This window comes from Polaromonas hydrogenivorans (genome assembly GCF_040105105.1).
GTDB lineage: Bacteria > Pseudomonadota > Gammaproteobacteria > Burkholderiales > Burkholderiaceae_C > Polaromonas > Polaromonas hydrogenivorans.
The window spans coordinates 1,983,090-2,008,923 of the sequence record NZ_CP157675.1 but is presented as its reverse complement, the minus strand read 5'-3'; the positions used below and the strand labels follow the sequence as shown (position 1 = coordinate 2,008,923).

Here is a 25,834-nt window from a genome sequence, read left to right as displayed (position 1 = left end):
CAGCCATTCAGTCAATGTTATTCCAATCTTCAATTCGCAAGGAATTGGCGCGCGCTTTTGGTGCCACCCTCGTGGTGCTCATCACCATCGTCATGACCATCGTGCTGATCCGTACCCTGGGCCAGGCTTCGCGCGGGTCCATCAGCCCGCAGGACGTGATGCTTTACATGGCCTATTCCGGTCTCGGGCGCCTGCCGACCATCCTGACCATCTCGCTGTTCATTGCCATGGTCAGCACCCTGACGCGCATGTACCGCGACAGTGAAATGGTGGTCTGGTTCACCAGCGGCCAGGGGCTGGCCGGTTTTTTGCGCCCGCTGTTTCACTTTGCCTGGCCGGTGCTGCTGGTCATTACCCTGATGGCGCTGTTTGTCTGGCCCTGGACCAACCAGCAGACCAAGGACATGCAAAGCCGCTACCAGCAACGCGGCGACCTGGACCGCATCACGCCCGGCGTGTTCCAGGAATCCTCCAGCGGCAACCGGGTGTTTTTCATCGACCGCGATCTGGCGGGCGAAAAAGCCAGCAACAACGTGTTCATTGCCGCCACCGAAAAAGGAAAAAACTCGGTCACCACCGCGCAATCAGGCCGGATTGAAACCCGGAGCGACGCCCGGTTCCTGATGCTTTCCAACGGCCAGCGGCTTGAAAACGACATGGGGAAATCGACGCTCAAGATCAGCGACTTCAAGGAATATGGCGTCAAAACCGATGATTCCGGGCTGCTTGGCGACTCCGCGCCCGAAGCCAAGCTGCTGTCCACCCGCGCACTGATCAAAGACCCCACGCGCAGCAACCTGGGCGAGCTGGCGTGGCGGCTTGGCCTGGCCCTGTCGGCCATCAATTTCGTGTTTCTGGCGGTCGCGCTGGCCAAGGTCAATCCCCGGGGTGGGCGCAGCGGCAACATGATGTTTGTCGTGCTGGCCTTCGTGGTTTACAACAACCTGGTCAATCTGGGCCAGAGTTGGATTTTTGTCGGCCTGATCAGTTTCGGCAATCTGTTGCTGGCCCTGCATGGCGGCGTCCTGCTGCTCGGGCTGGCATGGCTGGCCAAGCGGCACGCCAACTGGCGCTTCAGGCTGAAACGCCAGCCACCGCTTGCGCTGCGCGCCGGGAGCCCGCCATGAAAACCATACGCCGCCTGATTTACGGTGAAGTGCTCGGCTCGATTGCGCTGGTCGCCCTGGGCTTTCTGGCCCTGTTCTTCTTTTTTGACCTGGTCGATGAACTCCAGTACCTGGGCAAGAACAACGGCGCCGGAGACAGCATTTACCAGGTCAAGCATGCGCTGCTGTATGTGGCGCTGCTGATTCCCAACCACTTGTATGAACTGCTACCGATATCGGTTTTGATTGGCAGTATTTTCGTCATGTCGCGCCTGGCGCAGAGTTCGGAATACACCATTTTGCGCACCAGCGGACTCGGCCCCTGGCGCGCACTGAAGCTGCTACTGTGGCTGGGTGCATTTTTTGTAGCGCTCAGCTTCCTGGTGGGCGACTACATCGCACCGGCCAGCGAACGCGCTGCCCAGCTCATGAAGGCCCGCTACCAGAACAAGATCACCGTGGGCCAGACCGGCGCCTGGCTGAAGGAAAAACAGGTCTCCAGCAACTTCATCGTCAACGTGAGCGAACTCTCGCCCAACAACGAAATGCATGGCGTGCGTATTTACGAGTTCAACCACCAGGGGCTGATCGTATCGACCACCGAAGCGCCGGTAGCGGCATTTTCCCTGAATACCGCCTGGCAGTTGCGCAATGCCACGCGAACCGAGTTCGACGTCACCACCAGCGCGGGCGGCGTCAATGCGCCTGCGCAGCAGGCCAAGGTCAAGCGCACCGACGTTGCCAGTTATCGCTGGCCCACGGAAATCAGCACCGAGATGGTGTCCGTGGCGCTGCTCAGGCCAGATCGCATGGCCACGCTTGACCTCTTCAATTACATACGCCATCTGGAGGCCAATGGCCAGACCTCCCAGCGCTATGAAATCGAGTTCTGGAAAAAGGTGTTTTATCCGCTCAGCTGCCTGGTCATGGTGATGCTGGCCCTGCCCTTTGCCTACCTGCATTTCCGCTCTGGCAGCATCAGCAGCTATGTGTTTGCCGGCGTCATGATCGGCATCAGCTTTTTCCTGCTCAACAACGTGTTCGGCTACATCGGCAACCTGCGCAACTGGCAGCCCTGGCTGGCAGCGGCCACTCCCGGACTGCTCTACATGGCCATTTCCATGGCTGCGTTCGGCTGGCTGGTGCTCAGGCGCTGACCTACCCCATCCACACAGCCTTCAAGCTCTCGACCGTATGACCCTCACACCTCCAGCGCAGCGCGGTATTGTTTTGTTCGCCCATGGTTCGCGTGACCCGCTGTGGCGCCTGCCGATTGAAGCAGTCGCCGCGCAAATCAGCGCCCGCCACCCCGGCACCCTGGTGCGCTGCGCCTATCTGGAAATCTGCTCGCCGTCCCTGCCGGAAGCCGCTACTGATTTAATAGCTGTCGGCGCACTCCAGTTAAGGGTATTTCCGCTTTTTCTGGGTGTCGGCAAACATGCGCGTGAAGACCTGCCGCTGCTGATCGAAGAAATCCGGCTTTCGCACCCCGGCGTAAGCATTGAACTCCTGCCGACCGCAGGCGAGTATGAACAAATGACGGCACTGATGGCCGATATTGCCGTGGCCTGAGCCTTGCGTCGCGGTGCCGCCCCGCCCTGGGAAACGGCTCAAGCGCCAAGTTTTCGTTAGTACATTGAAGGCATAATGAAATTTATATTTAGCATGAATTTCATATGAACCTACACCAGTTCCGCTTCGTCCAGGAAGCCGTCCGCCGCAACCTCAACTTGACCGAAACCGCCCGGGCGCTGCATACCTCGCAGCCCGGCGTCTCCAAAGCCATCATTGAGCTGGAAGAAGAACTGGGCGTTGAAATCTTCGCGCGCCACGGCAAGCGCCTCAAGCGCGTGACCGAGCCCGGCGAGCATGTACTGAAAAGCATCGAGCTGATCATGCGCGAAGTCGGCAATCTGCGACGCATCGGCGAGCAGTATTCCGCGCAGGACAGCGGCACGCTGTCGATTGCCACCACCCACAGCCAGGCCCGCTATGTGCTGCCGCAGTCGGTCGCCAGGCTGCGGGAAACCTTTCCGAAAGTCAACGTCAGCCTGCACCAGGGCTCGCCCGACCAGGTGGCGCGCATGGTGCTGGACGAGGTCGCCGAGATCGGCATTGCCACGGAGTCATTGAACCAATACGACGACCTGGTCACGCTGCCCTGCTATGAATGGCAGCACATGCTGGTGATGCCACTGAACCATCCCCTAGCCAGCAAGGAACACATCACCCTGGAAGACCTGGCGCTGGAACCCCTGATCACCTACCACCCGTCGTTCAGCGGGCGCACCAAGATTGACCAGGCATTTGCGGCAAAGCACCTGCATCCGCGCATTGCCCTTGAAGCGATTGACGCCGACGTCATCAAGACCTATGTGCGCCTGGGGCTGGGCGTGGGCATCGTGGCCGAAATGGCGGTCAAGGACGACGGCAGCAACAGCGACCTGCTGGCCATTCCGGCGGGCAGCCTGTTCGGCGTCAACGTGGCCCGGGTGGCTTTCAAGCGCAGTGCCTACCTGCGCAATTTTGTCTATAAGTTTGCCGAACTGCTCAGCGACAAGCTCAGCCGCGACCTGATCGTCAAGGCCATGACGGGCCGCCTGAGCGACTACGAAGTCTGAACATGCCAAACCAGCCCATGATTCCCGCCCGCACACCGTTGCTCACGAGCAAGCTGCCGAAGGTCGGCACCACGATTTTTACCGTCATGTCGGCGCTGGCCGCAGAAAAAGGCGCGGTCAACCTCGGCCAGGGCTTTCCTGATTTCGACTGCGACCCGCAACTGGTCAACGCCGTCACCGACGCCATGCAGCGCGGCCTGAACCAGTACCCGCCGATGGCCGGCGTGCCGGTCTTGCGCGAAGCGGTTGCGGCCAAGCTGGCCGCCCTCCATGGCCGCAGCTACGACGCCGGCAGCGAAATCACCATCACGGCCGGCGCCACGCAAGCCATCATCACCATCATTTTGGCCGTGGTGCATCCGGGCGATGAAGTCATCGTGCTGGAACCCTGCTACGACAGCTATGTGCCTAATATCGAACTGGCCGGCGGCACGGTGGTGCGCGTGCCTTTGACGCCGGGCACGTTTCGCCCCAACTTCGAGAAGATTTCAGCGGCCATCAGCCCCAGGACGCGCGCCATCATCGTCAATTCGCCGCACAACCCGAGCGCGACGGTCTGGAGCGAAGCCGACATGCGCAGGCTGCAGGACATCCTGGCGCCCACCAATGTCCTCCTGATCAGCGACGAGGTGTATGAGCACATGGTGTTCGATGCCGACAAGGGCCAAATTCACCAGAGCGCGGCGCGCTTTGCCGGGCTGGCGGCGCGCGCCTTCATCGTCAGCAGCTTTGGCAAGACCTACCACGTTACTGGCTGGAAGGTCGGCTATATCGCCGCGCCTGCCGCGCTGACGGCGGAGTTCCGCAAGGTGCATCAGTTCAATGTGTTCAGCGTCAACACGCCGGTGCAGCATGGGCTGGCCGCCTACATGGCCGATGACCGGCCTTACCTCGACCTGCCGGCCTTTTACCAGCGCAAGCGCGACCTGTTCCGGGCCGGGCTGCAAAACACCCGCTTCAGGCTGCTGCCCAGTGAAGGCAGCTATTTCCAGTGCGTGGACATTTCAGATGTCAGCGAGCTGGGCGAGGCCGATTTCTGCCAGTGGCTGACCACCGAGATCGGCGTGGCGGCGATTCCGCTGTCGGCGTTTTATGGCGACGGCTTCGACCAGCGGGTGGTGCGCTTTTGCTTTGCCAAGAAAGACGAAACCCTTCACCTGGCGCTGGAACGCCTAGCCAAACTGTAGGCAACTCCTGACGCCTGCACAAGCCCCATTCCTGCTTGATGAACTCAAGCCGCGGGCAAGAATACAGGCATATAAAACAAGGAGTTTTCAATGTCCATCTCGCTTATCCTGCTGATCATCCTGATCCTGATTCTGGTCGGTTCCCTGCCCACCTGGGGCCACAGCCGCAGCTGGGGTTATGGTCCCAGCGGCGGCATTGGCCTCGTGGTCGTCATCCTGATCGTCCTGCTGCTGATGGGCCGAATCTAGCCTTCGCTTCGAACCCCGTGAAAAAGTATCTTGTGTTTGCAAGATACTTTTTTTCGTTCCGCGTCAGCTATTGAGCTGCGCCCAGAGCTTGTCCAGCCGCTTGATGCTGACCGGCTGCGGCGTTCGCAGCTCCTGCGCGAAGAAGCTCACCCGCAGCTCTTCGAGCAGCCAGCGGTATTCCTGCATGCGCGCATCCAGTACGCCCTTGCGCTCGGCCACCAGGCGCCAGTAGCGCTGCTCCTGCGGCCGCAACTCGGCCATGCGGGCCGCGTCCCGGGCCGGGTCAGCGCGCCACTTTTCGAGGCGCAGGGTGATTGCCTTGAGGTAGCGGGTGAAATGCTGCAGCTGCCCGTAAGGCGTGGCGGTCAGGAACTTCTTGGGCACGAGGCGCTGCAACTGCTGACCGGCATCCTGCACCGCTTCCGTCGCGTTTTTCGTGTCCTTGATCTTTCGCTGCGCCACGGCGAACTCGACCAGGATGCCGCCGGCCAAGCGCGCTACCTCGCTGGCAATCAGCGTCAGGCGGCCGCGTCCGTCGTCCACCCGTTTCTTGAAGTCGGCCTCGCAGGTCGGCAGCGGATCGAGCAGAAACGCTCGGTCCAGCGCGACCTCGATGATCTGCTGGCGCAGCTCGTCCACCGTGCCGCCGCCCGAGTTGTCGGCCGCGCGGCCCACCAGCATGTAGGAAGTTGCCGTTTTCTGCAGGTCGGGCAGGTTTTTCTCCAGATACTTCAAGGCATCCCTGATCTGCAGCGAAAACAGGCGGCGCAAGCCCGCGCGGTGCTTGACTGCGGCTGAATCAGGCTCGTCGAACACCTCGATGGTCACTGCATCGCCCAGGTCGATCAGCGCCGGAAAACCGATCAGCGTCTGCGCGCCCTTGCCGATTTCCATCAGCTCGGGCAACTCGCCAAAGCTCCAGCTGGTGTAGCGCTCCGGAACTTTTGGTGCTATCTTTTCAGGAGCTGCCCGTGCATACCCCGCTTGCGCTAGAGGCCTGTTTGATGCTGAATTTGTATTCAAAACCCCATTTTTCACGGCGCCGGCATCCGCAGGCGCCGCCTTGCCCAGGTTTTTAAGCCCCGCCAGCGCCTGAAAAGCCCCGCGCGCCTGCGAGCCCAGCTCGCCCTTGAGCGCGCCGAGGTTGCGGCCCGCGCCCAGTTGGCGCCCGTGCTCATCGACCACGCGGAAGTTCATGAACAGATGGGCCGGCAGCATGTCCAGCTTCAGGTCGCCGCGCTTGATGTCGAGCGAAGTGGCATCGCGCACCCACTTCAAGACCGCATCCGTCAGCGAGCCGGTGCCGAACTTCTCCGCCTGCATCAGCTCCTCGGCCATGCGCGCGGCCGTGTCGGGCAGCGGCACCAGCCGCGAGCGCGGGCGCTGGTGCAGGGTCTTGATCAGCGCCTGGATCTTGTCCTTGAGCATGCCGGGCACCAGCCATTCGCAGCGCTCTTCGTTGACTTGGTTCAGCGCAAACAGCGGCACATCGACGGTCACGCCGTCGCGCGCATCGCCCGGTTCATGCAGGTAGGTCGTCAGGCAATCGACGCCGCCCAACCGCAGCGTCTTGGGAAAAGCCTGGGTGGTGATGCCGGCCGCTTCGTGGCGCATCAGCTCGTCTTGTGTCAGCAGCAACAAGTTCGGCTGCTTTCTGGCTTCGGTTTTGAACCAGCTTTCACAGCCCGCGCCGGTACAGATGTCGGCCGGCAGTTGCTGGTCGTAAAAAGCGTAGATCAGCTCCTCATCGACCAGCACGTCCTGCCGGCGCGCCTTGTGCTCCAGGTCCTGGACATGGGCAATCATCTTTTCGTTGGCCGCCAGGAACGGCAGCTTGGTGTCCCAGTTGCCGGCCACCAGCGCTTCGCGGATGAAGATTTCGCGCGAGGTCACCGGATCGACCCGGCCAAAGTTGACGCGCCGGCCGTTGTAAACCACCAGCCCGTACAGCGTGGCCCGCTCCAGCGCGGTCACCTGCGCGGCTTTTTTCTCCCAGTGCGGGTCGAGCAACTGCTTCTTCAACAGATGGCCGCCGACCTGCTCGATCCACTGCGGGTCGATGTTGGCAATGCCCCGGCCAAACAGGCGCGTGGTTTCGACCAGTTCGGCCGCGACGATCCAGCGACCCGGCTTCTTGCTGAGCCGCGCGCCGGGGTGGCGGTAAAAGCGGATGCCGCGCGCGCCCAGGTACCAGTCGTCCTCTTCGCTTTTCAGGCCGATATTGCCCAGCAGGCCGCACAGCAGCGACAAATGCAGCTGCTCGTAGCTGGCCGGCTTGTCGTTCAGGTGCCAGCCCTGCTCGCCGACCACCGCCTGCAGCTGCGAATGGATGTCGCGCCATTCGCGCACGCGGCGGATGTTGACGAAGTTCTCGCGCAGCAGGGTTTCATACTGGCGATTCGTCAGTTTATGCGTCGCGTCATGGCCGCCGCGCGAATCCCCCAGCCATTTCCACAGCTTCAGGAAGCCGACGAATTCGCTTTTCTCGTCGTCGAACTTGGCATGCGCCTGGTCGGCCTGCGCCTGCTTGTCCATCGGCCGGTCGCGCACGTCCTGCACGCTCAGCGCGCTGGCAATCACCAGCACCTCGTCGAGCGCCTGCCGGTCCTTGGCCTCCAGGATCATGCGGCCGACGCGTGGGTCCAGCGGCAGCTTGGCCAGCGTCCAGCCGACCGGCGTGAGTTCGTTGTCGTCATTGACCGCGCCGAGTTCGGCCAGCAACTGGTAGCCGTCGGCAATCGCGCGGCCCTGCGGCGGCTCGATGAAGGCAAAGCTTTCAATCGTTCCGAGGTGCAGCGACTTCATGCGCAGGATCACCGAGGCCAGCGAGCTGCGCAGGATTTCGGGGTCGGTGAAGCGCGGCCGGCCCAGAAAGTCGGGCTCGTCGTACAGGCGGATGCAGATGCCGTCGGCCACGCGCCCGCAGCGGCCGGCGCGCTGGTTGGCGGCCGACTGCGAGATCGGCTCGACCATCAACTGCTCGACCTTGTTCCTGAAACTGTAGCGCTTGACGCGCGCCGTGCCGGCGTCAATGACGTAGCGGATGCCTGGAACGGTGAGCGAGGTTTCGGCCACGTTGGTCGCCAGCACGATGCGCCGGCCGCTGTGGCCGTCAAAAATCCGGTCCTGCTCGGCCTGGCTCAGGCGGGCGAACAGCGGCAGCACCTCGGCATTGCGCGTCAGCGGCTGGTGCGCCAGGTGCTTGCGCAGGTGGTCGGCGGCTTCACGGATTTCGCGCTCGCCGGGCAGAAAAATCAAAATGTCGCCGGCGCTGTGCGGGCTCAGCCAGAGTTCATCGACCGCATCGGCGATGGCGTCGTTCAGGCCGTAGTCGCGCGATTCCTCGAACGGGCGGTAGCGCTGCTCGACCGGAAACATCCGGCCCGAGACCATGATGACCGGCGCCGGCCCCTTGGCGGAGGCGAAATAATCCGCAAAGCGCTGCGCGTCGATGGTCGCCGAGGTGATGACGACCTTCAGGTCGGGCCGGCGCGGCAGCAGCTGGCGCAGGTAGCCGAGCAAAAAGTCGATGTTCAGGCTGCGCTCGTGCGCCTCGTCGATGATGATGGTGTCGTAGGCGCGCAGCAGCGGATCGGTCTGGGTTTCGGCCAGCAAAATGCCGTCGGTCATCAGCTTGACCGAGGCATCGCGGCTCAGTCGGTCCTGGAAGCGCACCTTGTAGCCGACGACATCGCCCAGCGGCGTTTTCAGCTCTTCGGCAATCCGCTTGGCGACGCTGGACGCGGCAATGCGGCGCGGCTGGGTGTGGCCGATCATCCTGCCCTGTCCGGGCGGGTAGTTGAGCTTGCCGCGCCCCAGGGCCAGGGCAATTTTCGGCAGTTGCGTGGTTTTGCCCGAGCCGGTTTCACCGCAGACGATGATGACCTGGTGCGCCGTGAGCGCCGCGGCGATGTCGTCGCGCTTGGCGGAAACCGGCAGCGATTCGGGAAAAGTGATGGCCAGAGGGGACAAGGAAGGAAGCAAGGAGAACCCGGGAGTCAAAGCCGCTGATTATCGGCGTTCTGCCCCAAGCCCCCCGGCCCATCAGGGTAGTCCCTTACACTCACTGCTATTTTTTGTCTGCCGGGGAAAGCGGTCTGGGCCGGATACGGGTCAATGCTCCGGACGTTTCCCAGATCCTCCAGCCCCGAACCCCGAAAGCGCGCCATGTCCACGGTCTTTAACTTCACCTTTGTTCCCTGGTTTCGCTCGGTGGCGCCCTACATCCACAAGTTCCGCAACCAGACCTTCGTGGTCGCGGTTTGCGGCGAGGCGATTGCCGCCGGCAAGCTGCCGCACCTGGCGCAGGACCTGGCCATGATCCAGAGCATGGGCGTCAAGGTAGTGCTGGTGCACGGCTTCAGGCCGCAGGTCAACGAACAGCTCAGGGCCAAGGGCCACCAGGCCAAATATTCGCACGGCATGCGCATCACCGACGAAGTGGCGCTGGACTGCGCGCAGGAAGCCGCCGGCCAGCTGCGCTATGAAATCGAGGCGGCCTTCAGCCAGGGCCTGCCCAACACGCCGATGGCCGGCTCGACCATCCGGGTGATCTCGGGCAACTTCATCACCGCCCGGCCGGTCGGCATTGTCGATGGCGTGGATTTCCAGCATTCGGGCCTGGTGCGCAAGGTCGATGTGGCCGGCATCACCCGCACACTGGACATGGGCGCGATGGTGCTGCTGTCGCCCTTCGGCTTTTCGCCGACCGGCGAGGCCTTCAACTTGACCATGGAAGAGGTGGCGACCAGCGTGTCGATTGCGCTGCAGGCCGACAAGCTGATTTTCGTGACTGAAATTCCCGGCATCCGCCTCAAGCCCGGCGAGCCCGCCAGCGAAGACAATCCCATCGACACCGAGCTGCCGCTGGCCGCCGCCGAGGAGCTGCTGAGCAAAGCCCCTCCCAGCCAGCGCCCGACCGACACGGCTTTTTACCTGCAGCACTGCGTCAAGGCCTGCAAGGCCGGCGTCGAGCGCAGCCACATCATCCCGTTCGCGGTCGATGGCGCCTTGCTGCTGGAGATTTACGTCCACGACGGCATCGGCACCATGGTGGTCGATGAAAAGCTTGAAGAACTGCGCGAAGCCACGGCTGATGACGTGGGCGGCATCCTGCAGCTGATCGAGCCGTTTGAAAAGGACGGCACGCTGGTCAAGCGCAGCCGCACCGAAATCGAGCGCGACGCCGACCACTACACCATCGTCGAGCATGACGGCGTGATCTTTGCCTGCGCCGCGCTGTATCCCTACCCCGAAGCCAGGACCGCCGAAATGGCCGCCCTGACGGTGTCGCCGCAAAGCCAGGGCCAGGGCGACGGCGAAAAAATCCTCAAGCGCATCGAGCAGCGCGCCAGAGCCGCCGGCCTGCAAAGCATTTTTGTGCTGACCACGCGCACCATGCACTGGTTCATCAAGCGCGGCTTCGTGCAGGTGGACCCGGACTGGCTGCCCGACGCCCGCAAGCGCAAGTACAACTGGGACCGCAAGAGCCAGGTGCTGGTCAAAAAACTCCAATCCTGAGCTTCGGCCGGCCTGGCGTCAGGCCGACCTTAAAACCAGATCTTGGCAAGGACGCTGATGGATTTGTTGGCGTTGCGAAAGGCACCTGTCACCGGGTCTTCGTTGCGAAAGGCATCTCCCGGAAAAAACAGGCCCGCCCGCACATCCAGCCCCAGCCGCCGCACCCCGAACACGTTGCGAAACCCGAGCACGATGTCGAGCGCGCGCCCCGCATTTTTGCCAAGCCGCGTGTCATCCTGGTTCATTTGGGCTGTCAGCGCCGAGTTGCGAATTTCATCGGCGATTTTGTTCAGCCGGTAATGGTGGTAAACAAAGTCAAGCGTGACGTTCTGCGCCGGCCTGAAGCCCAGGCCTAGCGTGAGAATCTGCAGGTTGCTCAGTTCCGGGTCGAGTGCCTCGCCGTAATACTTGAATTTGGGAATGCCCCCGAACCTGCCTTCATTCGACTGCAAGCCGGTCTGCCGGAACTCGTGGTTCTGGTTGTCGTTCGGATTGTCGTCACCGCTCCCGTAGGCGTAGCCCAGGGTGACATTCGGGGCGTAGGTCAGACCTGGGAAACGATAGGTGGCGCCGACATCGATGGCATGGCCCTTGAAATTCTTCTGCACCGCGTCCTTGCCGCGCAACAGGGCCAGCTCGGTCCAGAAATTGAAACGGTCGGAGGGCATGCCATAGGCGCGCACGCCCATGTGCAGGGGCTTTCCTTCGGTCCCCGTTTGATCGTTGCGCGCAATCGTGTAGCCGGCGACCTTGATGTCTTCAATGCCACGGTAGTCCAGGTAGAACATGTAGTTGTCGGTTCGCGTCTTCTGCACCGGCGCGAGCAGGTCCAGGTCCAGCCTGTCCTTTCGTGAAACGCTCAGCTCGGCTTGATAGGCGCCTTGCTTGAATTTGACGAAAGCCGTATCGAGCGAGGTGTCGTACAGCCAATGGCGGCCGTCCTCGAAATTGCGCCGCCCCAGCGTCATCTCGAACGGACCCAGCTCCTTGAATGTCACCCAGGCCTGGTCAATCGGCATCGAGGCGCGCCTTCGAGGCGCAACTTGCGTTTGCCCGCCCGGCAGAGTGACCACGCCCTGCTCGCTCGCGGCGATCTCCCGCTCCAGTATCACCTCCAGCATCATTTCCAACTGGGCATTCGGCCGGTAGATGAGACTGCCGTTGACCTGGGGTGCCAGGATCAGGGAGTTGTCCCGCAAGCGCTTGTCGAGATCCGGGTTGCGGCGGTAAGTGATGTCTGACTCGCTGCCATATGAAAACTGGTACTTCAAGTACTGGATCAATGGCCTTTCCGGATACCGTGGCGCATCCGGGCTTCCAGGCGAAACCGGCTCCCCGGACGAAGCCTTCGGCAGCTGGAATTGCGCCAGTTGCGTGCCCGCGACGCCCTCAGCGGCGCTTTCCATGGTCAACTCACCGGCCCTGCCAGACGCCTGATCAGGAAAGGGGTCTGCGACCCGGCTGGCCTGAACCGCCAGCGCGCCAGCCGGGGCCATCTCCCCGCGATCGTTTGCCAGCTCGGCGGCAACAACCGGCATAACCGCACCCGCCGTGGCGGCGAGCGCGGCTGACCACAGGGCGCAGAGTGATGCGGTTTGAAGCAGTGGCTTCAAGTGCGCGGACACGATGGGATGGGCCTATTTGCCATTGATGAAACCGTACCTGGTCAGGCGCAGGTCCTCGTCCCTGACGAGCCCGATCGACGGCGCGTAATACTTGTACTCGCGCGCGGTGATATCGATGGCCGAGCCTTCCTTGACCTTCATGCAGTTGGAGAACGTCCCTGCCGGGGTTTTGCAGGTTTCATTCAGACTCACGATCTCGGCCCGGTCCATGGCCACGCCGGGCGCGATTTCCTGGTAGTACTTCATCTTCAGTTGTGGCGCCCCGGCCATCTGCAGACCGGCCCGGTTGCCATTCACGCCCGCATGCCAGGTGCCGTCGTGCTTGGTCACCTTGCCATTCTTGTAGAAATCGACGTCTTCGCCGAAATAGAACATGTCCTTGGTTTGCTCGCACATGGCAAAGTAATTTCGGGCGACTTCGTAGAGTTCGCCGTTCTTCCATTCTTTTTCCTCGACCACGCGGGTCGTGACCCCATCGACCGTCTTGGTTTCATCGAGGACCGTGATCTGGAGCCGGGTATCACCGCCTTCGAGGACCAGCTGAAAGCCGGGTTCCAGCACGGCGTATTGATTTCTGCCCTGCGTCACGATGGTGCAGTTCGAGATGCCGAACTGGTCCTGCCACGCCGAACTTGCGGCCTTAACCTTATCCTCCTGCGCGCCCGCCGGGCAAGCCCCGAGAATCGCCGCAGCGGCAAGCAGGGAGTGGATTGTCTTCTTCATCATCAACGCTCTCCTTGGTAGTTGACCCATTTCCTGCCCTTGCTCCGTTTTTCACGCGCCAGCCAGACCGAGATCAGACTGGCGTTGCGCTGTTGACGCGATGAGCAGATACAGCGCTGGCATGACGAACAAGGTAAACAGCGTGGAGGCGAGCAGTCCGCCCACGATGACGATGGCCATCGGCTGCACGATCTCGAACCCAGCACTCAGCCTGAAAGCAATGATCGGCAACAGCGCGGCGATGATCGCGATGGAGCCACCCAGAATGGACGAGAGCCGTTCCCGCGCGCCGCGAAGAACAAGGTCGAGTCCAAACGGCATCTGTTCCCGGGCCTCGAGATGCTGGTAATGATCCATCAGCGAGACGGTGTTGCGGGCGGCAATCCCCAGCACCGCGAAGAAGCCCACGACCGATCCCAGTGACACCACGCCGCCGCTGACCAGCACCGCCAGCACCCCGCCTGCGACCGACGCCGGCAGCCCGAGGAAGGCGATCAGCCCCAGCCGCCAGCTTGCGAAGCAAGCCTGCAGCAGCAGGAAAATACCGATCAAGGCCGCCACACTCACACCGAGCATGTGTTGCTGGGCGCTTTCGCGCTCGGCCGATTCACCCAAAAGCTCCGGGTGGTATTCGAGCGGGAACTGGATCTTGTCGAGCCGGTCGTCAACCTCGTCAGCCACCGAGCCCGCATCGCGTCCCGCCACGTTGGCCACGACATCGACGTAAGGCGCGATGCGCTCGTGCCGCAAAACCGTTGGCGTCGAGACCAGGCGCACGTCGGCGATGTCGCCCAGGCGCGAGTAGGTGCGATCCGATTTTTCGATCCACAGATCGCGCAGATTCGTCAGGCTCTGACGCGCCTCGGGCACGCCGTGAACCACCACCTCATAAATCTTCTGCTCCTTGAACAGATAGCCCACCACCAGGCCGGAAAACACGGTCGCCGTGGAGCGGCGCACATCACCCGGCTTGACGTTGGCGTGGCCGGCGGCGTCCAGATCGACCTTCACCTGCACCTGAAGCTCCTCCACCTGGCCTTCGGTTTGCAGATCGACGATGCCCTTGATGCCGGAAAGCGCCTGCCGGACTTCCTCGGCCTTCTGGTTCAGAACCTCGATCTTCTGACCGTAAATACGCACGACGATGGCATTGCTCGCGCCGGTGAGCACTTCGCGGACCTTGTCGCGCAAATACGAATGCACCGTGTGCGTGATGCCCGGATAGGCGTCGGCCGTCTCCCGTATCGCGGCGACGGTCTTGTCGTAGTCGGCATCGGGCTCAAGGCTGATCCAGATCTGGCTCGAATTGATGCCGACGACCTGGTCGCCCGTCACCGCGCGCCCCACATGCGCGCCCACCGAGCGCACGCCGGGCAGCGAGCGCAACTCCTGGCTGACCCTGGAGGTGATCCGGTAGGTTTCGGCATGGGACGTGCCGGGCGGGGTTGACCAGTTCACCAGCAAGTCCCGCTCCTTGAAGGCAGGAAGCAGCGACTGGCCCAGCAGCGGCCAGACCCCGATGGCGGCCACCAGCGCGATGCCGGCGCCCAGAAACACCTTGCGCGGCACACCGATGACCCGCCGCAGCGCCGCATCGTATCTAGCGCCGAGCCAGAGCGCGACGGGCGATTCGCGGTCGTCGGAAGTCGTTTTTCCCAGCAGCATCAGGCTCAGCGCAGGCGTTACCGTGAGTGCCACCAGCATGGAAGCCAGCACGGCAAGCAGGTAGGCCATGACCAGCGGCTCGAAGAACGCGCCGGCTATTCCGCCCATGAAGAAGATGGGCAGGACGGCAAGTATCACGATCAGCGTCGCGTAAAGGGCGTCGCGCCGCGATTTCATCGTGGTCTCGAAGATGACGGCAAAAATCGACACCCCGCTGCCCGGCTGGCGCGCACGCAGCCGTTCCAGGAGCGTGTTCACGTTGACGACCACATCGTCGATCACCACGCTGAGGGCGACGACCAGTCCGGCAAGGATCATGGTGTTGATCGTGGCTTTGGCCAGGTGAAGGGCGATCACCGCGGCCAGCAGCGAGAGCACGATTGACACCCCGCTGATCAGGGCACTGCGCCAATTGAACAGGAACGCGCCAATCACCAGCATCGCCAGCACACCGCCGATGGCGATGGCCCGGGTCAGATTGGAGACGGACTCGTTGACATACGACGCCAGCCGGAACACATGGCTATCGACCTTCACGGCGGGCAGGCCCCGGCCCAGTTCGGCCAGCGCCTGGTCAACCGCGCGCGTGACTTCCAGCGTGTTGGCGGACGGAAATTTCTCGATCACCAGCATCAGGCCGCCGCCGCCGTTGCTCACCACGGCGTCGCCAATCAGCGGCGGATGCGAGAAGGTCACCTCGGCAACATCGCCCAGCGCCAGGTTCTTGCCGGAGAGCAGCAGGTAGGGCGTGGTGACGGCCACCTTCGCCATGTCTTCCGGCGCCTCGATGGGCATCTGGTGCTGAACGCCGAGCCGCTGATTTTTATTGTCTATCCAGCCGCCGGTCCCAGGCGCCGATCCCTTGAGAAACGTCAGCGGCGACACCCACAGCGCGTCTCCGGCGGCGGCGATGATGTCCTCCTGCATCACCTTGGCGTCGCGCAGCCGATTGGGGTCTATTTGCACATGCATCTGCCGCAGGCGCTGGCCCCAGATCGCCACGTTGGCGACGCCGGGCACGCCCAGCAGGCGCGGCTTGATGGTCCAGCGCGCGAGCAGCGACAACTCCGTCGGCTCGACCTTGTCCGACGAAATGGCGACCATCATGAAGCGCGAAGTCGCCGACAGGGGCTGCAGGATCACCGGCGGCTGCGCCACGTTGGGCAGCGTGTAGGCCAGTGTCAGGCGCTCCTGGATCATCTGCCGGGCCTTCATGATGTCGGTGCCGCGCTTGAAGGTGAGCATGATCGATGACAGGCCCGTCACCGACTGCGAGCGAATCGATTCCAGCCATGGCACGCCGGAGAGCAGTTCTTCCAGGTTGAGGGTGATCAGGCTTTGCACCTCCTCGGCCGACAAGCCGATGGCTTCGGTCTGCACCTCCACCACCGGGGGGGCGAACTCGGGAAACACATCAACGGGAATTTTATTCAGCTGGCTGCTCCCGAATACCACCAGCGCCGCGGCGATCCCCAGCACCAGGTAGCGGAACTTCAAGCTAGAGCCAATGATCCAGCGGAACATATCGAACCCCCTTCCCTTGCTTTGTTGACCCAACCATTACGTCGCCACGTCGCTACTTACCGAAAATCTCGGCGCCGAAGAGCATTGGCGCGCCCACGGTGACGATCGGCGTTCCGATGGGCGGGCCGCCGGAAAGCACCGCCAGGTCGCCGGCAACACGTTCGACCTCGATGCGCTGGCGTTCGTAGGTCAACGGTTTGGTGTTGACATAGACCCAGGCCGCGCCTTTGCCGTCGTAGTACACGGCGCTGTAGGGCACGACCTTGTGCTTTTCGTCGGTGCCTGAATACTGCAGCTCAACCCGCACCCGGCTGTTCAGCGTGAGGCCATGGTCCCTGCCGGGCACCACGTAGTAGAGCGTCAGCATCGAACGCTTCGTGTCTTCAACCGGCGCCATTCCTGATGGCTGCGCAAGCAGTTCGCTGGCGAACTTGTCGCGGGTGGACAGTGCCAGCAGGCGCGCCGGCTGCTCCTTCGTCAGCCTTTCCAGCTCCCCCGGCGACAGGCTCACCTGCACCCAGGCGTCGCCCGCGATGGGCACGTTCGCCGTGGGCGGGGATGCCGCTGCCGGTACGAGCGTGGAGACAGTCCGTTGCGCCGGCAGGCCCGCTGTGAGCTTCTGAAACCCGGCAGGCGAGGACGGCATTGCGCCAGCCCCCGCCTGCGGGAAGCCGCCAAAAGTGCCGCCGCCCGGCGTTGGTCCAGATGGCCTGCTGACCGGAGCGGTGATCAGCCCGCTGACCATCTGCCTGCGGACAAGCGACTGTTCGCTCACCTTGCCGGTTTCGATGCCCAGGCGTTCAGCCGCCTTCGCGCTCAAGGTGACCCGCTTGACGCTGCTCCCGGAAATCTTCTCCAGGGTGACGGCGGCGGTCTTCCCGACCGCCGGCGATCCCCCTGGAGCCGCTGCGTTCGCTGCTGCCGGTGCCAGCCAAAGTAGCGCTACCGCTACCGCGGCCAGGAGCCTGCATTGGGCAGGGAATGCAGCATTGCGGCCAGCCCTTGCGGCGGCCATGAGTTTGGCTTTCATTGCGTACCTCTTTGTTTCTGACCATCACTTGCTACAGCAGCGGGACGATGCCGTCCTTGCCAACGAAAACGAATGCGGCCACGTACTTCCCGTCCGAACCCTTGTGCGCGCCGACGAAGACCCGCGCGCCCAGCGTGATCAAACCCTTGTCGCCCAGCGACATCTTGTAGACCGGCACGTCGCGCGGTACTTCCACGTCCGTTTCGTCGTAGTCGGTGGAGCCCCACTTGATCGACAGCACCCGGATCTCAAGGTCGTCCACCCAGCCGTGGGCGATGATGCTGTCGGGTGTCAGATCCCACTTCTTGTGGCCCAGCGCAATGCCGCGCAATTTCTCATCAATGACCCGCAATTCGAAGCCCTTGTGCAGCCAGACCGCCGAATCGCGGACGATTGGGCTGTATTCCTCCAGCTTCACCGCAACGGCGCCTACATACACGCCAAAATCCACGTCCGCGAAGCTTCCCTTGGTCAGCCCGATGAATGTGGTGTCATTGTTGAGCCCGATGCCCAGCGTCTTGCCGTCGCCGGTCTTCACGGTGATCGAAGACGCATCGACCCTGGTGACCTGGCCACGAATGTGCTCCGGCTCGGCTGCATCCTGCGCGGCTTTGGGTGTGTGGCTCTCCGCTGCGGCATCGCTGGTTTGCGAACGCGGTATGACCTTGTGGTCTGGTGGGGCGTTCTGCGCGCGTGCCGGTGCGCCCAGCATCAGCACGATGGCCGAAGCCATGACGACAAGATAGCCGGGTAAGCGACGCATGGGTTTCTCCGTGATGGCCTGCATTTGCGGCTCGGGTCATGTGCTGCCAGCTGCCAGCCAGGCCGATGCCGCCCGGACGGGCAGAGCATCGATCGGTTCGCCGGAACTGTCGCCATGGCGCAGGTACAGAATCGGCACGACGAACAGGCTCAGCAGGGACGAGGTGATGATGCCGCCCAGAATGGCGACCGCCATCGGGTGCTCGATCTCGTGGCCGGGAATACTGCCGGGAACAATCAGCGGCAGCAGCGCCAAGGCGGTGCACAGGGTAGTCATCAGGATCGGCGACAGGCGCTCGCTGGCCCCGCGCAAAACCAGCCCGATCCCGAAGGGCTCGCCTTCCACTTGCTGGAGGTAGCGGCAGTGCTCGATCAGCATGATGCCGTTGCGTGCCGACAGGCCCAGTATGGTGATGATGCCCACCAGCGAGCCGAGCGAGATGACGCGGTCGGCGGCGAAGGTCGCCAGCACCGCGCCGACCAGCGCCGCCGGGAGGGCGAGGAAGATCATGCTGGCGAGCCGGAAGCTTCGGAAGGTCGCATGCAGAATCAGGAAGATCGCCACGACAGCAAACACCGAGGCAACCAGCAGATTCCTTTGCGCCGCCTGGCGCTCCTTGTACTCGCCCAGCAGTTGCGGGTAGTAGCCGATCGGGAAACTGATTTTTGAAAGCCGGGCCTCGACCTCGTTCGCCACCTCGCCCAGGTCGCGCCCCTTGACGTTGGCGTGAACATCAATCCGCCGCGAGTTGTTTTCACGCTTGATCTTGTTCGGTGTCGCCGCGATCTTGACGTCCGCCACCTCCGCGATCCGCACGCGCCCGCCATAAGGCGTGTCAATCAGGAACTCGCGAATGTCATCCACGTTGTTGCGCACCGACGGCGCCGTCCACACGAAGACGTCATAGACCTTGCCGCCCCGGTGGATGTCCGTGACTTCGATGCCCGACATCAGCACGTTCACCACCCGGCGCACGTCGCCGGGCTTGATTCCGTAGCGGGCGGCTTTTTCAAGATTCACCTTGACCTGCACCTGCGGCATATCGACCTGCTGCTCCAGGTGCAGATCGATGAGGCCGGGGATATCCTTCAGCGCGGTTTCCACGTCGTGCGCCCTGTCCCGCAGCACCGACAGCTCGGGTCCAAAGATGCGCACGACAATGGATTCGCCGGCCCCGGTCAGCACCTCCTTGATGCGCTCTTTCAGATAGGTCTGCACGTCGCGGTACAGCCCGGGGTAGCCGGCGACGACGGCCTCGACGCTCGCGCGCGTCTTGTCGTAGTCCGCCTTCGGATCGATGCTGATCCAGTTCTCGGTGAAATTCACGCCGTAGGGTTCGTCCCCGCCGACGGCGCGTCCGATGTGGGCGCCGAAGTTGCGCACGCCCGGAATGGCGCGCAACTCGCGGCTGGCCGCCTGGGTGATCCTGAACGTCTCCGGGTGCGAGGTTCCCTCGGGCGGCACCCAATGCATCAGGAAATCCCGTTCCTTGAACGCCGGCAGCAGCGACGCGCCCAGGAAAGGCCACACACCAATGGCCGCGACGACAAGGATGAGGGCAGCTGCGAATGTTGCCCGTGGCGCCTGGATGGCCCGTGACAGCATCGCGCCGTAATGACGCTTGAGCCACGGCACCAGCGGAGACTGCCGGTGCTCGATGCCGGCGCGATTGAGCAGCAGCAAGGACAGGGCCGGCGTCACCGTCAGCGCCACCACCATCGACGCCAGCATCGCCACCAGATAGGCCAGCACCAGCGGTTCGAAGAACACCCCCGACAGCCCGCCCATGAAGAACACCGGCGTCACGGCCAGCACGACGATCACCGTGGCATGGACAATGGCCGAACGCACCTCAAGGGACGCTTCCAGGATGATGCGCGCGGTCGATTTGCCGCTGCCCGCCAGCCGGTGCTGGCGCAGCCGCCGCACGATGTTCTCGACATCGATGATCGCGTCGTCCACGACATCACCGAGGGCGACAATGAAGCCGGCCAGCACCATCGTGTTGATCGTGGCGCCCATCTGGTAGAGAACCAGCCCGGCCGTCACCAGGGACAGCGGAATCGCAATCACGCTGATCAGCGCCACCCGCCATTCATACAGGAAGGCGCCCAGGACGATGACCACCAGGATGCAGCCGATGATGAGCGCCCGCGTCAGATTCTGCATCGACAGGTCGATGAAGGTCGCCGGCCGGAAGATCGTGGAGTCGATCTCGACGCCGGGCAGACCCGGTTTCAATGCCGCCAGTGCTTCCTCGACGCCGCGCGTGACTTCCAGCGTGTTGGCCCACGGCAGCTTCTCGACGATCATCATCAGGCCATGCCCGTCGTTGATGACGGCGTCCCCGATCAGGGGCCAGGTGTCCCACACCACCTTGCCCACATCGCCCAGCCGCGGCGGATCAGGGCGACGGCCCTTGAGGGAAAGCGGCACCTGCGCCAGATGCTCGACCGAAAACACCGGCGACTCGTTATGGATGGCGAGCCGCTGGTTGGGCGTGTCGATCATCCCGTCGATGCGCGCCTTGCCCCCGGAGCTGTAGCTCAGCATGCCGATGTCCAGCGCGTCCGAGGTGGTCTCCATGACCTCGTCGAGCGTGACATTGTGGGCGCGCATCAGGCTGGGGTCCACCTGCACCTGCAGGGACTTGATCTGGTCGCCCCACATCGGAATGCTGGCCACGCCGGGAACGGACATGAGCCGGAACTTGATCGTCCAGTAGGCGATCATCGACAGGTCCATCTGGTCGTGGACCTTCGATGAAAGCCCGATCTTCATGACCCGGCTGGTCGAGGACAGGGGTTGCAGTATCACCGGCATGCCGGATGACTTTGGCAGCTCGGCAATCGCCAGCTTCAGGCGCTCCTGCACGCGTTGCCGCGCGTCCATGAGGTCGCTGCCCATCTTGAACAGCAGCACCACCTGCGACAGCCCCGTCACCGACGAGGAGCGGACGTACTGCACGCCCGGCACGCCGCGCATCTGGTCCTCCATGGGAATAGTGATGAGTTCCTCGACCTCGGTGGCGGTCATGCCCGGGCCTTCGGTCTGGATTTCGACCTTGGGCGGCGCGAATTCAGGGAACACATCCACCGGCATCTTGCGCAGCTGCTGGGTTCCGAAGAAGAGCAGCATGGCGGCGATGGCCAGCACCAGGAAACGAAATTTAAGGCTTGAGCCGATGATCCAGGTAAACATAGATCGCTCCATTGCCTGGACAACGGGCACGGCGTCCAGTTATTTGTTATTCGTTATTCGTCTGTGCCGAAAAAACCATCAAAAAACGCGCAAGCCGCCAACAGTGCGCCTGCAATCTTTGCCAACAATACGTTGATTGCAGCACGCATGCCCAGTTGACTTGAACTAGTTTGCGATTGGGTTTGACCCCCCGGCAATCCCTAGAAATGTGTTAACTTTTCGAGCCGGCCGGCTTGCCCCGGGGAGCGTTGCATCCGTGCTGCTCCACTTCATTTTTCGAAGCAAAATCGTGCGTGTTCCGGCATCCGGCGCGCCTCCAATGCGGGGGAGCCGATGGAAAAATGGAGCTGTCTTGTTTTTGTGACAAACGAAACCAGCATGGATGCCTGGGTTTTCATCCGCTCGGCTACGTGCTGCTTTGACCGCATTCAAGGCCCAGCACATCAAGCCGCACAATACTATGCTTTTCATAGCAAGAAGTGCATGCTCCACCTGCACAAACGGCTAATTTCATCTAAAAAATGCTTCCTGCAAACGCAGGACTACACGAAAATCCGAAAAATCCCGATAGCTTCATGCGCCCATTTCTTCTAGGCTGTGAATTCCTCTACGCTGGAAACCGCCATGAACACCCCTGGGCAAGCCCCCGTTTCGCGTGAAGTCCGCATTCCCTGCGGCGACGCCTGGCTTTACGGCGACCTGACACGGCCGGCCGACGCTGCTGGCCTGGTGCTGTTTGTTCACGGCAGCGGCAGCGGCCGGCACAGTGCGCGCAACCGGCTGGTGGCGCACAAGCTGCAGCAAGCTGGCATGGCCACGCTGCTGTTCGACCTGCTGACGGCGCAGGAAGAGCAGATCGACCTTCACACCCGCGAACACCGCTTCGACATCGCCCTGCTCACCGGCCGCCTTCAGGACGCAACCACCTGGGCCATGGCGCAGCCCGAACTGCAGCACTTGCCCATCGGCTATTTCGGCGCCAGCACCGGCAGCGCGGCGGCCATCATTGCCGCAGCCCGGCTGGGCAAGCAAATTGCCGCCGTGGTCTCGCGCGGCGGCCGGCCCGACCTGGCCGGCCCGGTGGCGCTGGCCGCCGTCAGCGCGCCCACGCTGCTGATCGTCGGCGGCGCGGATCATGGCGTCGTGGAGCTGAACGAGCAGTCGTTTGCGCATCTGAGCTGCGACAAGCGGCTGGTCATCGTCCAGGGCGCGACCCATCTGTTTGAAGAAAAAGGCGCGCTGGAGGAAGTGGCCGAACTGGCGGCATCCTGGCTCAAGGCCCATCTGGCAGGCCAAAAGCCGTCATCGCCAACACCGGAGAAAACCGATTAGGGAGAGTCAATCGTAAACGATCCCCGCCTTAAAGGACGGGGCTTTCCACTGCACTTGGGACATACAAATGCGCGAACATAGGCTTGTTTACAGTAGCCCTGCTGGCTATGTTGCCAGCGGCGTTATGGTCTGCGTGATTACCGTGTCCGCAGGCCACACACAAAAACTTCGACTGGCTTTTCCGGTTCTGTCTGGCGATGTGCCCGCACGCGAAGCATTGTTGGCTCGTGTATTTGGGATCGACAGGCACACACAGGACTCCGGCCTGCTTGGCTTTGTACTCAACAAAGCTGCGCAATTGCCCGAAGGACCAGTGATGCAATCGTTTTCTCTGCTCTTTGTGGGCCTTGGCCCGTGCCCGGATGTGCGTCAGGTCTTCCAGCGCAATACCGAGCCCGGAGCGTTCAGCAGTAGCAACGATGCTTTTAGAGATGCAGTGATTTTCGTGTTTGTGGAATCTCCGTTGTTTTCCGCTCATTTTGCGCAGACGGCGCTTTGCCGCTTTCGTGCCAACGCTTTGCAGGGTGGCCCTGCGTTTGGCGTAACGCGCCCGGTACGCCTCGACGGCCGCCCCCGAGTGCTGGTTGCCCAGGCTGTCGGTGGCGATGTTGACGATGCCGAAGTCCACACCGAGCATGCCGCCCGGCGTGAGCAATGCAGGATCGTCGAAGTCGCAGACAGCGGCCAGATACCACTTGCCGCGCACCAGCATCAGGTCAACCTCGCCCTTGCGATGCTCCAGCAGCTTGCGCTGATGGTCGCCGCAGACGTAGCCTACTTTGGCGCGACCAGACAGCACCCACAGCGACACGATGTTGTCCGGCTTGAACGACAAGATGCGGTCATCGTAGGGTTGGGCTGCATGTTTGCGAAAAACACGCAGCGTTTTCTGGTCAATCTTGTAGGCGTCGGCGACCTTTGCGATGCACCGGACAGTTGCCTGAGCCGACAGTCCAAAGCGTTCACGCACCTGAGCGTAGAACGACTTGTGCATGTCGTACTGGCGAGTTGTTTTCGTGGCGAGCACCTGCTCGGACAGCCAGTTGCAAGCCTCATTGCATCGCTCAAGCGTGGCGCGCAACTCCTCCGCCTGCTCCGGCGTCGGGGTGAGTTTAATGTTCGCCACGAGTTTCATTTTTCAAGTATGGAGGTGTTATCTATGTTTGGTCAAGTGTTGAAAAAGCAGTCCTTCAAACTGCACGCTATCCCTTCCCGGCCTGAAGGCCGAGGTTTCTCGCTAGGTATCCGATGAAAGAAACAGCCCTGCCCTTTCACGACCGCCACCAGGCCGGCGTGGTGCTGGCCGAAAAGCTGGCGCCTTATGCTGGCCGCTCCAGCCTGCTGGTGCTGGCCCTGCCGCGCGGCGGCGTGGCCGTCGGCTTCGAGGTGGCGCGCGCGCTGCAGGCCCCGCTGGACATTTTCGTGGTGCGCAAGCTGGGTTTTCCCGGCCATGAGGAATACGCCATGGGCGCCATTGCCAGCGGCGGCGTGCGCGTCATGACGCCCTTGCACGGCTTGAGCGTCACGCCCGAGGAAGTGGCTGCGGTCGTTGCGCGGGAGCAGGACGAACTCGTGCGGCGCGAGCAGCTCTATCGCGGCCACCGCCCGCCGGTCAGCATTGAAGGCCGCACCGTGATCCTGGTCGATGACGGGCTGGCCACCGGCGCCACCATGCGCGCGGCCGTGCTGGCCGTTCGCCAGCGGCATCCGGCCCATCTGGTGGTGGCCGTGCCGGTGGGCGCCGAAGACTCCTGCCAGGCGCTGCGCAGCGAGGCCGACGAAGTGGTCTGCGTCGCCACGCCGTCGCCGTTTCGCGCTGTCGGCCTGTGGTACAAACATTTTCCGCAGGCCAGTGACGAGGAGGTGATCACGCTGCTCGAAGAAGCCCACAGCGAGCATGAACTGGCGGTTAAAAAGCAAAAAAACCCATTCCCACCGCAGCAGGCCCATCCACCCCATCCCCGGAATGCGCTGGTGGACGGCCTCCAGCAGCATCTGCACGCCTTGACCGGCGCGGCGCACGATTACGACCCGTTGATGCAGTTGATAGGGCCTGCGCGCTTTGCCCTGCTAGGCGAGGCTTCGCACGGCACGCAAGAGTTCTACCGCGAGCGCGCCGCCATCACGCGACGGCTGATCACCGAAAAAGGCTTCACCACCATTGCCGTGGAAGCCGACTGGCCTGATGCCTGGCGGGTGAACCGCTATGTGCGCGGCCTGGGCGACGACGCGGATGCCGCGTCCGCGCTGTCGGGCTTCAAGCGTTTTCCGGCCTGGATGTGGCGCAACACCGAGGTGCGCGATTTCGTCGAATGGCTGCGCGACTACAACACCGGCCGCAGCCTTGACACCCAGGTCGGCTTTTACGGCATGGACCTGTACAGCCTGTTTGCCTCCATGCAGGAGGTGCTGGCCTACCTGGAGCGGGCGGACCTGGAAGCGGCCGAGCGCGCCCGTTACCGCTACAGCTGCTTTGACCATGCGGGCGAAGACAGCCAGGCCTACGGTTATGCCGCCAGCTTCGGCATGGCGCCCAGTTGCGAGGATGCGGTGGTGCAGCAGCTGCGCGAAATGACGCGCCGCGCGGCCGAAGTTCCCGCCACGCCCGGACTGGAGCGCGACGCGGCCTTCCATGCCCAGCAAAACGCCCGCCTGGTGCGCAATGCCGAAGAGTATTACCGCACCATGTTTCGCACGCGGGTGTCGTCCTGGAACCTGCGCGACAACCACATGGTGGAAACACTGCAGGCGCTGGACCGCCATCTGGGCGCCAGCGGCAAGCCGCCCAAAATGGCCGTGTGGGCGCACAACTCCCACCTGGGCGATGCCGGGTCCACCGAGATGAGCGACCGGGGCGAATGGAATGTCGGCCAGCTCATGCGCGACCGGTATGCCGGCGATGCGGTGCGGGTGGGTTTCAGCACCCACCACGGCTGGGTCACGGCGGCATCGGACTGGGACCAGCCGCCGCAACGCAAACGCGTGCGCGACGGTCTGAAAGGCAGCTGGGAAGACCTGTTCCACCAAACCGGCACCCAGCGCTTTTTACTGGCCTTGCGGGACAATTCCGCGCTGCGCAAGCTGGTCGAGCCGCTGCGGCTGCAACGCGCCATCGGCGTCATTTACCGCCCCGAAACCGAGCGCCAGAGCCACTACTTCCACACCCACCTGGCGGGGCAGTTCGACGCGATGATCCACATTGACGAAACCCACGCGCTGGAGCCGCTGGACAAGGGTGAAGTGTGGAGTGCCGGCGAAGCGCCCGAGACCTTCCCGTCGGGCATGTAG

Annotated in this window: 17 protein-coding genes; 9 read left to right on the top strand and 8 right to left on the bottom strand. The window is 62.8% G+C overall.

From position 1 onward, the window contains the following. Positions 1 to 14 precede the first annotated feature (14 nt). The 6 genes from lptF (at position 15) to ABLV49_RS09555 (ending at position 5,163) form a co-directional block, all read left to right on the top strand. A complete protein-coding gene (gene lptF, locus ABLV49_RS09580) occupies positions 15 to 1,127 on the top strand; it encodes an LPS export ABC transporter permease LptF (protein ID WP_349281353.1) in 1,113 nt (370 codons plus the stop codon). After that, positions 1,124 to 2,263: an LPS export ABC transporter permease LptG gene (lptG, locus tag ABLV49_RS09575; RefSeq protein WP_349281352.1), complete on the top strand. Its 1,140-nt coding sequence runs from the start codon at positions 1,124 to 1,126 to the stop codon at positions 2,261 to 2,263. Before lptF ends, lptG begins: the two co-directional genes overlap by 4 nt. Positions 2,264 to 2,300: 37 nt before the next feature. Further along, positions 2,301 to 2,678 (top strand): sirohydrochlorin chelatase, encoded by a 378-nt coding sequence (locus tag ABLV49_RS09570; protein WP_349281351.1) that lies wholly within the window; start codon positions 2,301 to 2,303, stop codon positions 2,676 to 2,678. 104 nt (positions 2,679 to 2,782) lie between these two features. After that, a complete protein-coding gene (locus ABLV49_RS09565) occupies positions 2,783 to 3,727 on the top strand; it encodes a CysB family HTH-type transcriptional regulator (protein ID WP_349281350.1) in 945 nt (314 codons plus the stop codon). A gap of 2 nt (positions 3,728 to 3,729) precedes the next feature. Next, positions 3,730 to 4,914 (top strand): pyridoxal phosphate-dependent aminotransferase, encoded by a 1,185-nt coding sequence (locus tag ABLV49_RS09560; protein WP_349281349.1) that lies wholly within the window; start codon positions 3,730 to 3,732, stop codon positions 4,912 to 4,914. A gap of 90 nt (positions 4,915 to 5,004) precedes the next feature. Beyond that, positions 5,005 to 5,163 (top strand): DUF3309 family protein, encoded by a 159-nt coding sequence (locus ABLV49_RS09555; RefSeq protein WP_349281348.1) that lies wholly within the window; start codon positions 5,005 to 5,007, stop codon positions 5,161 to 5,163. Positions 5,164 to 5,226: 63 nt separating this feature from the next. On the opposite strand, the gene hrpA is transcribed toward ABLV49_RS09555, so the two are convergent. Beyond that, positions 5,227 to 9,135, bottom strand: coding sequence for an ATP-dependent RNA helicase HrpA (hrpA, locus tag ABLV49_RS09550; protein WP_349281347.1), 3,909 nt, complete (start codon positions 9,133 to 9,135; stop codon positions 5,227 to 5,229). Positions 9,136 to 9,330: 195 nt separating this feature from the next. Here hrpA and argA point away from each other — a divergent pair, with 195 nt between their 5' ends. Then, positions 9,331 to 10,683 (top strand): amino-acid N-acetyltransferase, encoded by a 1,353-nt coding sequence (gene argA, locus ABLV49_RS09545; RefSeq protein ID WP_349281346.1) that lies wholly within the window; start codon positions 9,331 to 9,333, stop codon positions 10,681 to 10,683. Between the two features lie 29 nt (positions 10,684 to 10,712). Here the strand turns inward: argA and ABLV49_RS09540 are convergent, their stop codons facing one another. The 6 genes from ABLV49_RS09540 to ABLV49_RS09515 form a co-directional block, all read right to left on the bottom strand. Continuing rightward, on the bottom strand, positions 10,713 to 12,089 hold the full coding sequence (locus ABLV49_RS09540) for an alginate export family protein (protein ID WP_349281345.1): 1,377 nt from the start codon (positions 12,087 to 12,089) through the stop codon (positions 10,713 to 10,715). Positions 12,090 to 12,320: 231 nt separating this feature from the next. Continuing rightward, complete coding sequence (locus tag ABLV49_RS09535; RefSeq protein WP_349281344.1) at positions 12,321 to 13,034, bottom strand: TapB family protein; 714 nt, start codon at positions 13,032 to 13,034, stop codon at positions 12,321 to 12,323. 48 nt (positions 13,035 to 13,082) lie between these two features. Then, complete coding sequence (locus ABLV49_RS09530; protein WP_349281343.1) at positions 13,083 to 16,220, bottom strand: efflux RND transporter permease subunit; 3,138 nt, start codon at positions 16,218 to 16,220, stop codon at positions 13,083 to 13,085. 52 nt (positions 16,221 to 16,272) lie between these two features. Continuing rightward, on the bottom strand, positions 16,273 to 17,250 hold the full coding sequence (locus ABLV49_RS09525) for a hypothetical protein (protein WP_349281342.1): 978 nt from the start codon (positions 17,248 to 17,250) through the stop codon (positions 16,273 to 16,275). A 31-nt stretch (positions 17,251 to 17,281) separates the two neighbouring features. Beyond that, positions 17,282 to 18,013, bottom strand: coding sequence for a hypothetical protein (locus ABLV49_RS09520; protein WP_349281341.1), 732 nt, complete (start codon positions 18,011 to 18,013; stop codon positions 17,282 to 17,284). Positions 18,014 to 18,049: 36 nt separating this feature from the next. Continuing rightward, positions 18,050 to 21,214 carry an efflux RND transporter permease subunit gene (locus tag ABLV49_RS09515; RefSeq protein WP_349281340.1) on the bottom strand — a complete coding sequence of 1,055 codons (3,165 nt, stop codon included), beginning with the start codon at positions 21,212 to 21,214 and terminating at the stop codon, positions 18,050 to 18,052. A gap of 624 nt (positions 21,215 to 21,838) precedes the next feature. On the opposite strand from ABLV49_RS09515, the gene ABLV49_RS09510 reads away from it, so the two are divergent. After that, positions 21,839 to 22,546, top strand: coding sequence for a dienelactone hydrolase family protein (locus ABLV49_RS09510; protein WP_349281339.1), 708 nt, complete (start codon positions 21,839 to 21,841; stop codon positions 22,544 to 22,546). A gap of 28 nt (positions 22,547 to 22,574) precedes the next feature. Here ABLV49_RS09510 and ABLV49_RS09505 read toward each other — a convergent pair whose 3' ends face one another. Continuing rightward, entirely contained in the window at positions 22,575 to 23,681 is a 1,107-nt protein-coding gene (locus ABLV49_RS09505) for an RNA-guided endonuclease InsQ/TnpB family protein (RefSeq protein WP_349281338.1), read from the bottom strand. Between the two features lie 113 nt (positions 23,682 to 23,794). Between ABLV49_RS09505 and ABLV49_RS09500 the strand changes: the two genes are divergently transcribed. Next, positions 23,795 to 25,834: an erythromycin esterase family protein gene (locus ABLV49_RS09500; RefSeq protein ID WP_349281337.1), complete on the top strand. Its 2,040-nt coding sequence runs from the start codon at positions 23,795 to 23,797 to the stop codon at positions 25,832 to 25,834.

Bases quoted from the DNA above. Each gene is read 5' to 3' on its own strand.
- ABLV49_RS09530 (WP_349281343.1), bottom strand. From the start codon at position 16,220: ATGTTCCGCTGGATCATTGGCTCTAGCTTGAAGTTCCGCTACCTGGTG.
- ABLV49_RS09535 (WP_349281344.1), bottom strand. From the start codon at position 13,034: ATGATGAAGAAGACAATCCACTCCCTGCTTGCCGCTGCGGCGATTCTC.
- ABLV49_RS09560 (WP_349281349.1), top strand. From the start codon at position 3,730: ATGCCAAACCAGCCCATGATTCCCGCCCGCACACCGTTGCTCACGAGC.
- lptF (WP_349281353.1), top strand. From the start codon at position 15: ATGTTATTCCAATCTTCAATTCGCAAGGAATTGGCGCGCGCTTTTGGT.
- ABLV49_RS09510 (WP_349281339.1), top strand. From the start codon at position 21,839: ATGAACACCCCTGGGCAAGCCCCCGTTTCGCGTGAAGTCCGCATTCCC.
- ABLV49_RS09525 (WP_349281342.1), bottom strand. From the start codon at position 17,250: ATGAAAGCCAAACTCATGGCCGCCGCAAGGGCTGGCCGCAATGCTGCA.
- ABLV49_RS09565 (WP_349281350.1), top strand. From the start codon at position 2,783: ATGAACCTACACCAGTTCCGCTTCGTCCAGGAAGCCGTCCGCCGCAAC.
- ABLV49_RS09500 (WP_349281337.1), top strand. From the start codon at position 23,795: ATGAAAGAAACAGCCCTGCCCTTTCACGACCGCCACCAGGCCGGCGTG.
- ABLV49_RS09555 (WP_349281348.1), top strand. From the start codon at position 5,005: ATGTCCATCTCGCTTATCCTGCTGATCATCCTGATCCTGATTCTGGTC.
- ABLV49_RS09505 (WP_349281338.1), bottom strand. From the start codon at position 23,681: ATGAAACTCGTGGCGAACATTAAACTCACCCCGACGCCGGAGCAGGCG.
- lptG (WP_349281352.1), top strand. From the start codon at position 1,124: ATGAAAACCATACGCCGCCTGATTTACGGTGAAGTGCTCGGCTCGATT.
- ABLV49_RS09520 (WP_349281341.1), bottom strand. From the start codon at position 18,013: ATGCGTCGCTTACCCGGCTATCTTGTCGTCATGGCTTCGGCCATCGTG.
- argA (WP_349281346.1), top strand. From the start codon at position 9,331: ATGTCCACGGTCTTTAACTTCACCTTTGTTCCCTGGTTTCGCTCGGTG.
- ABLV49_RS09570 (WP_349281351.1), top strand. From the start codon at position 2,301: ATGACCCTCACACCTCCAGCGCAGCGCGGTATTGTTTTGTTCGCCCAT.
- ABLV49_RS09540 (WP_349281345.1), bottom strand. From the start codon at position 12,089: ATGGAAAGCGCCGCTGAGGGCGTCGCGGGCACGCAACTGGCGCAATTC.
- ABLV49_RS09515 (WP_349281340.1), bottom strand. From the start codon at position 21,214: ATGTTTACCTGGATCATCGGCTCAAGCCTTAAATTTCGTTTCCTGGTG.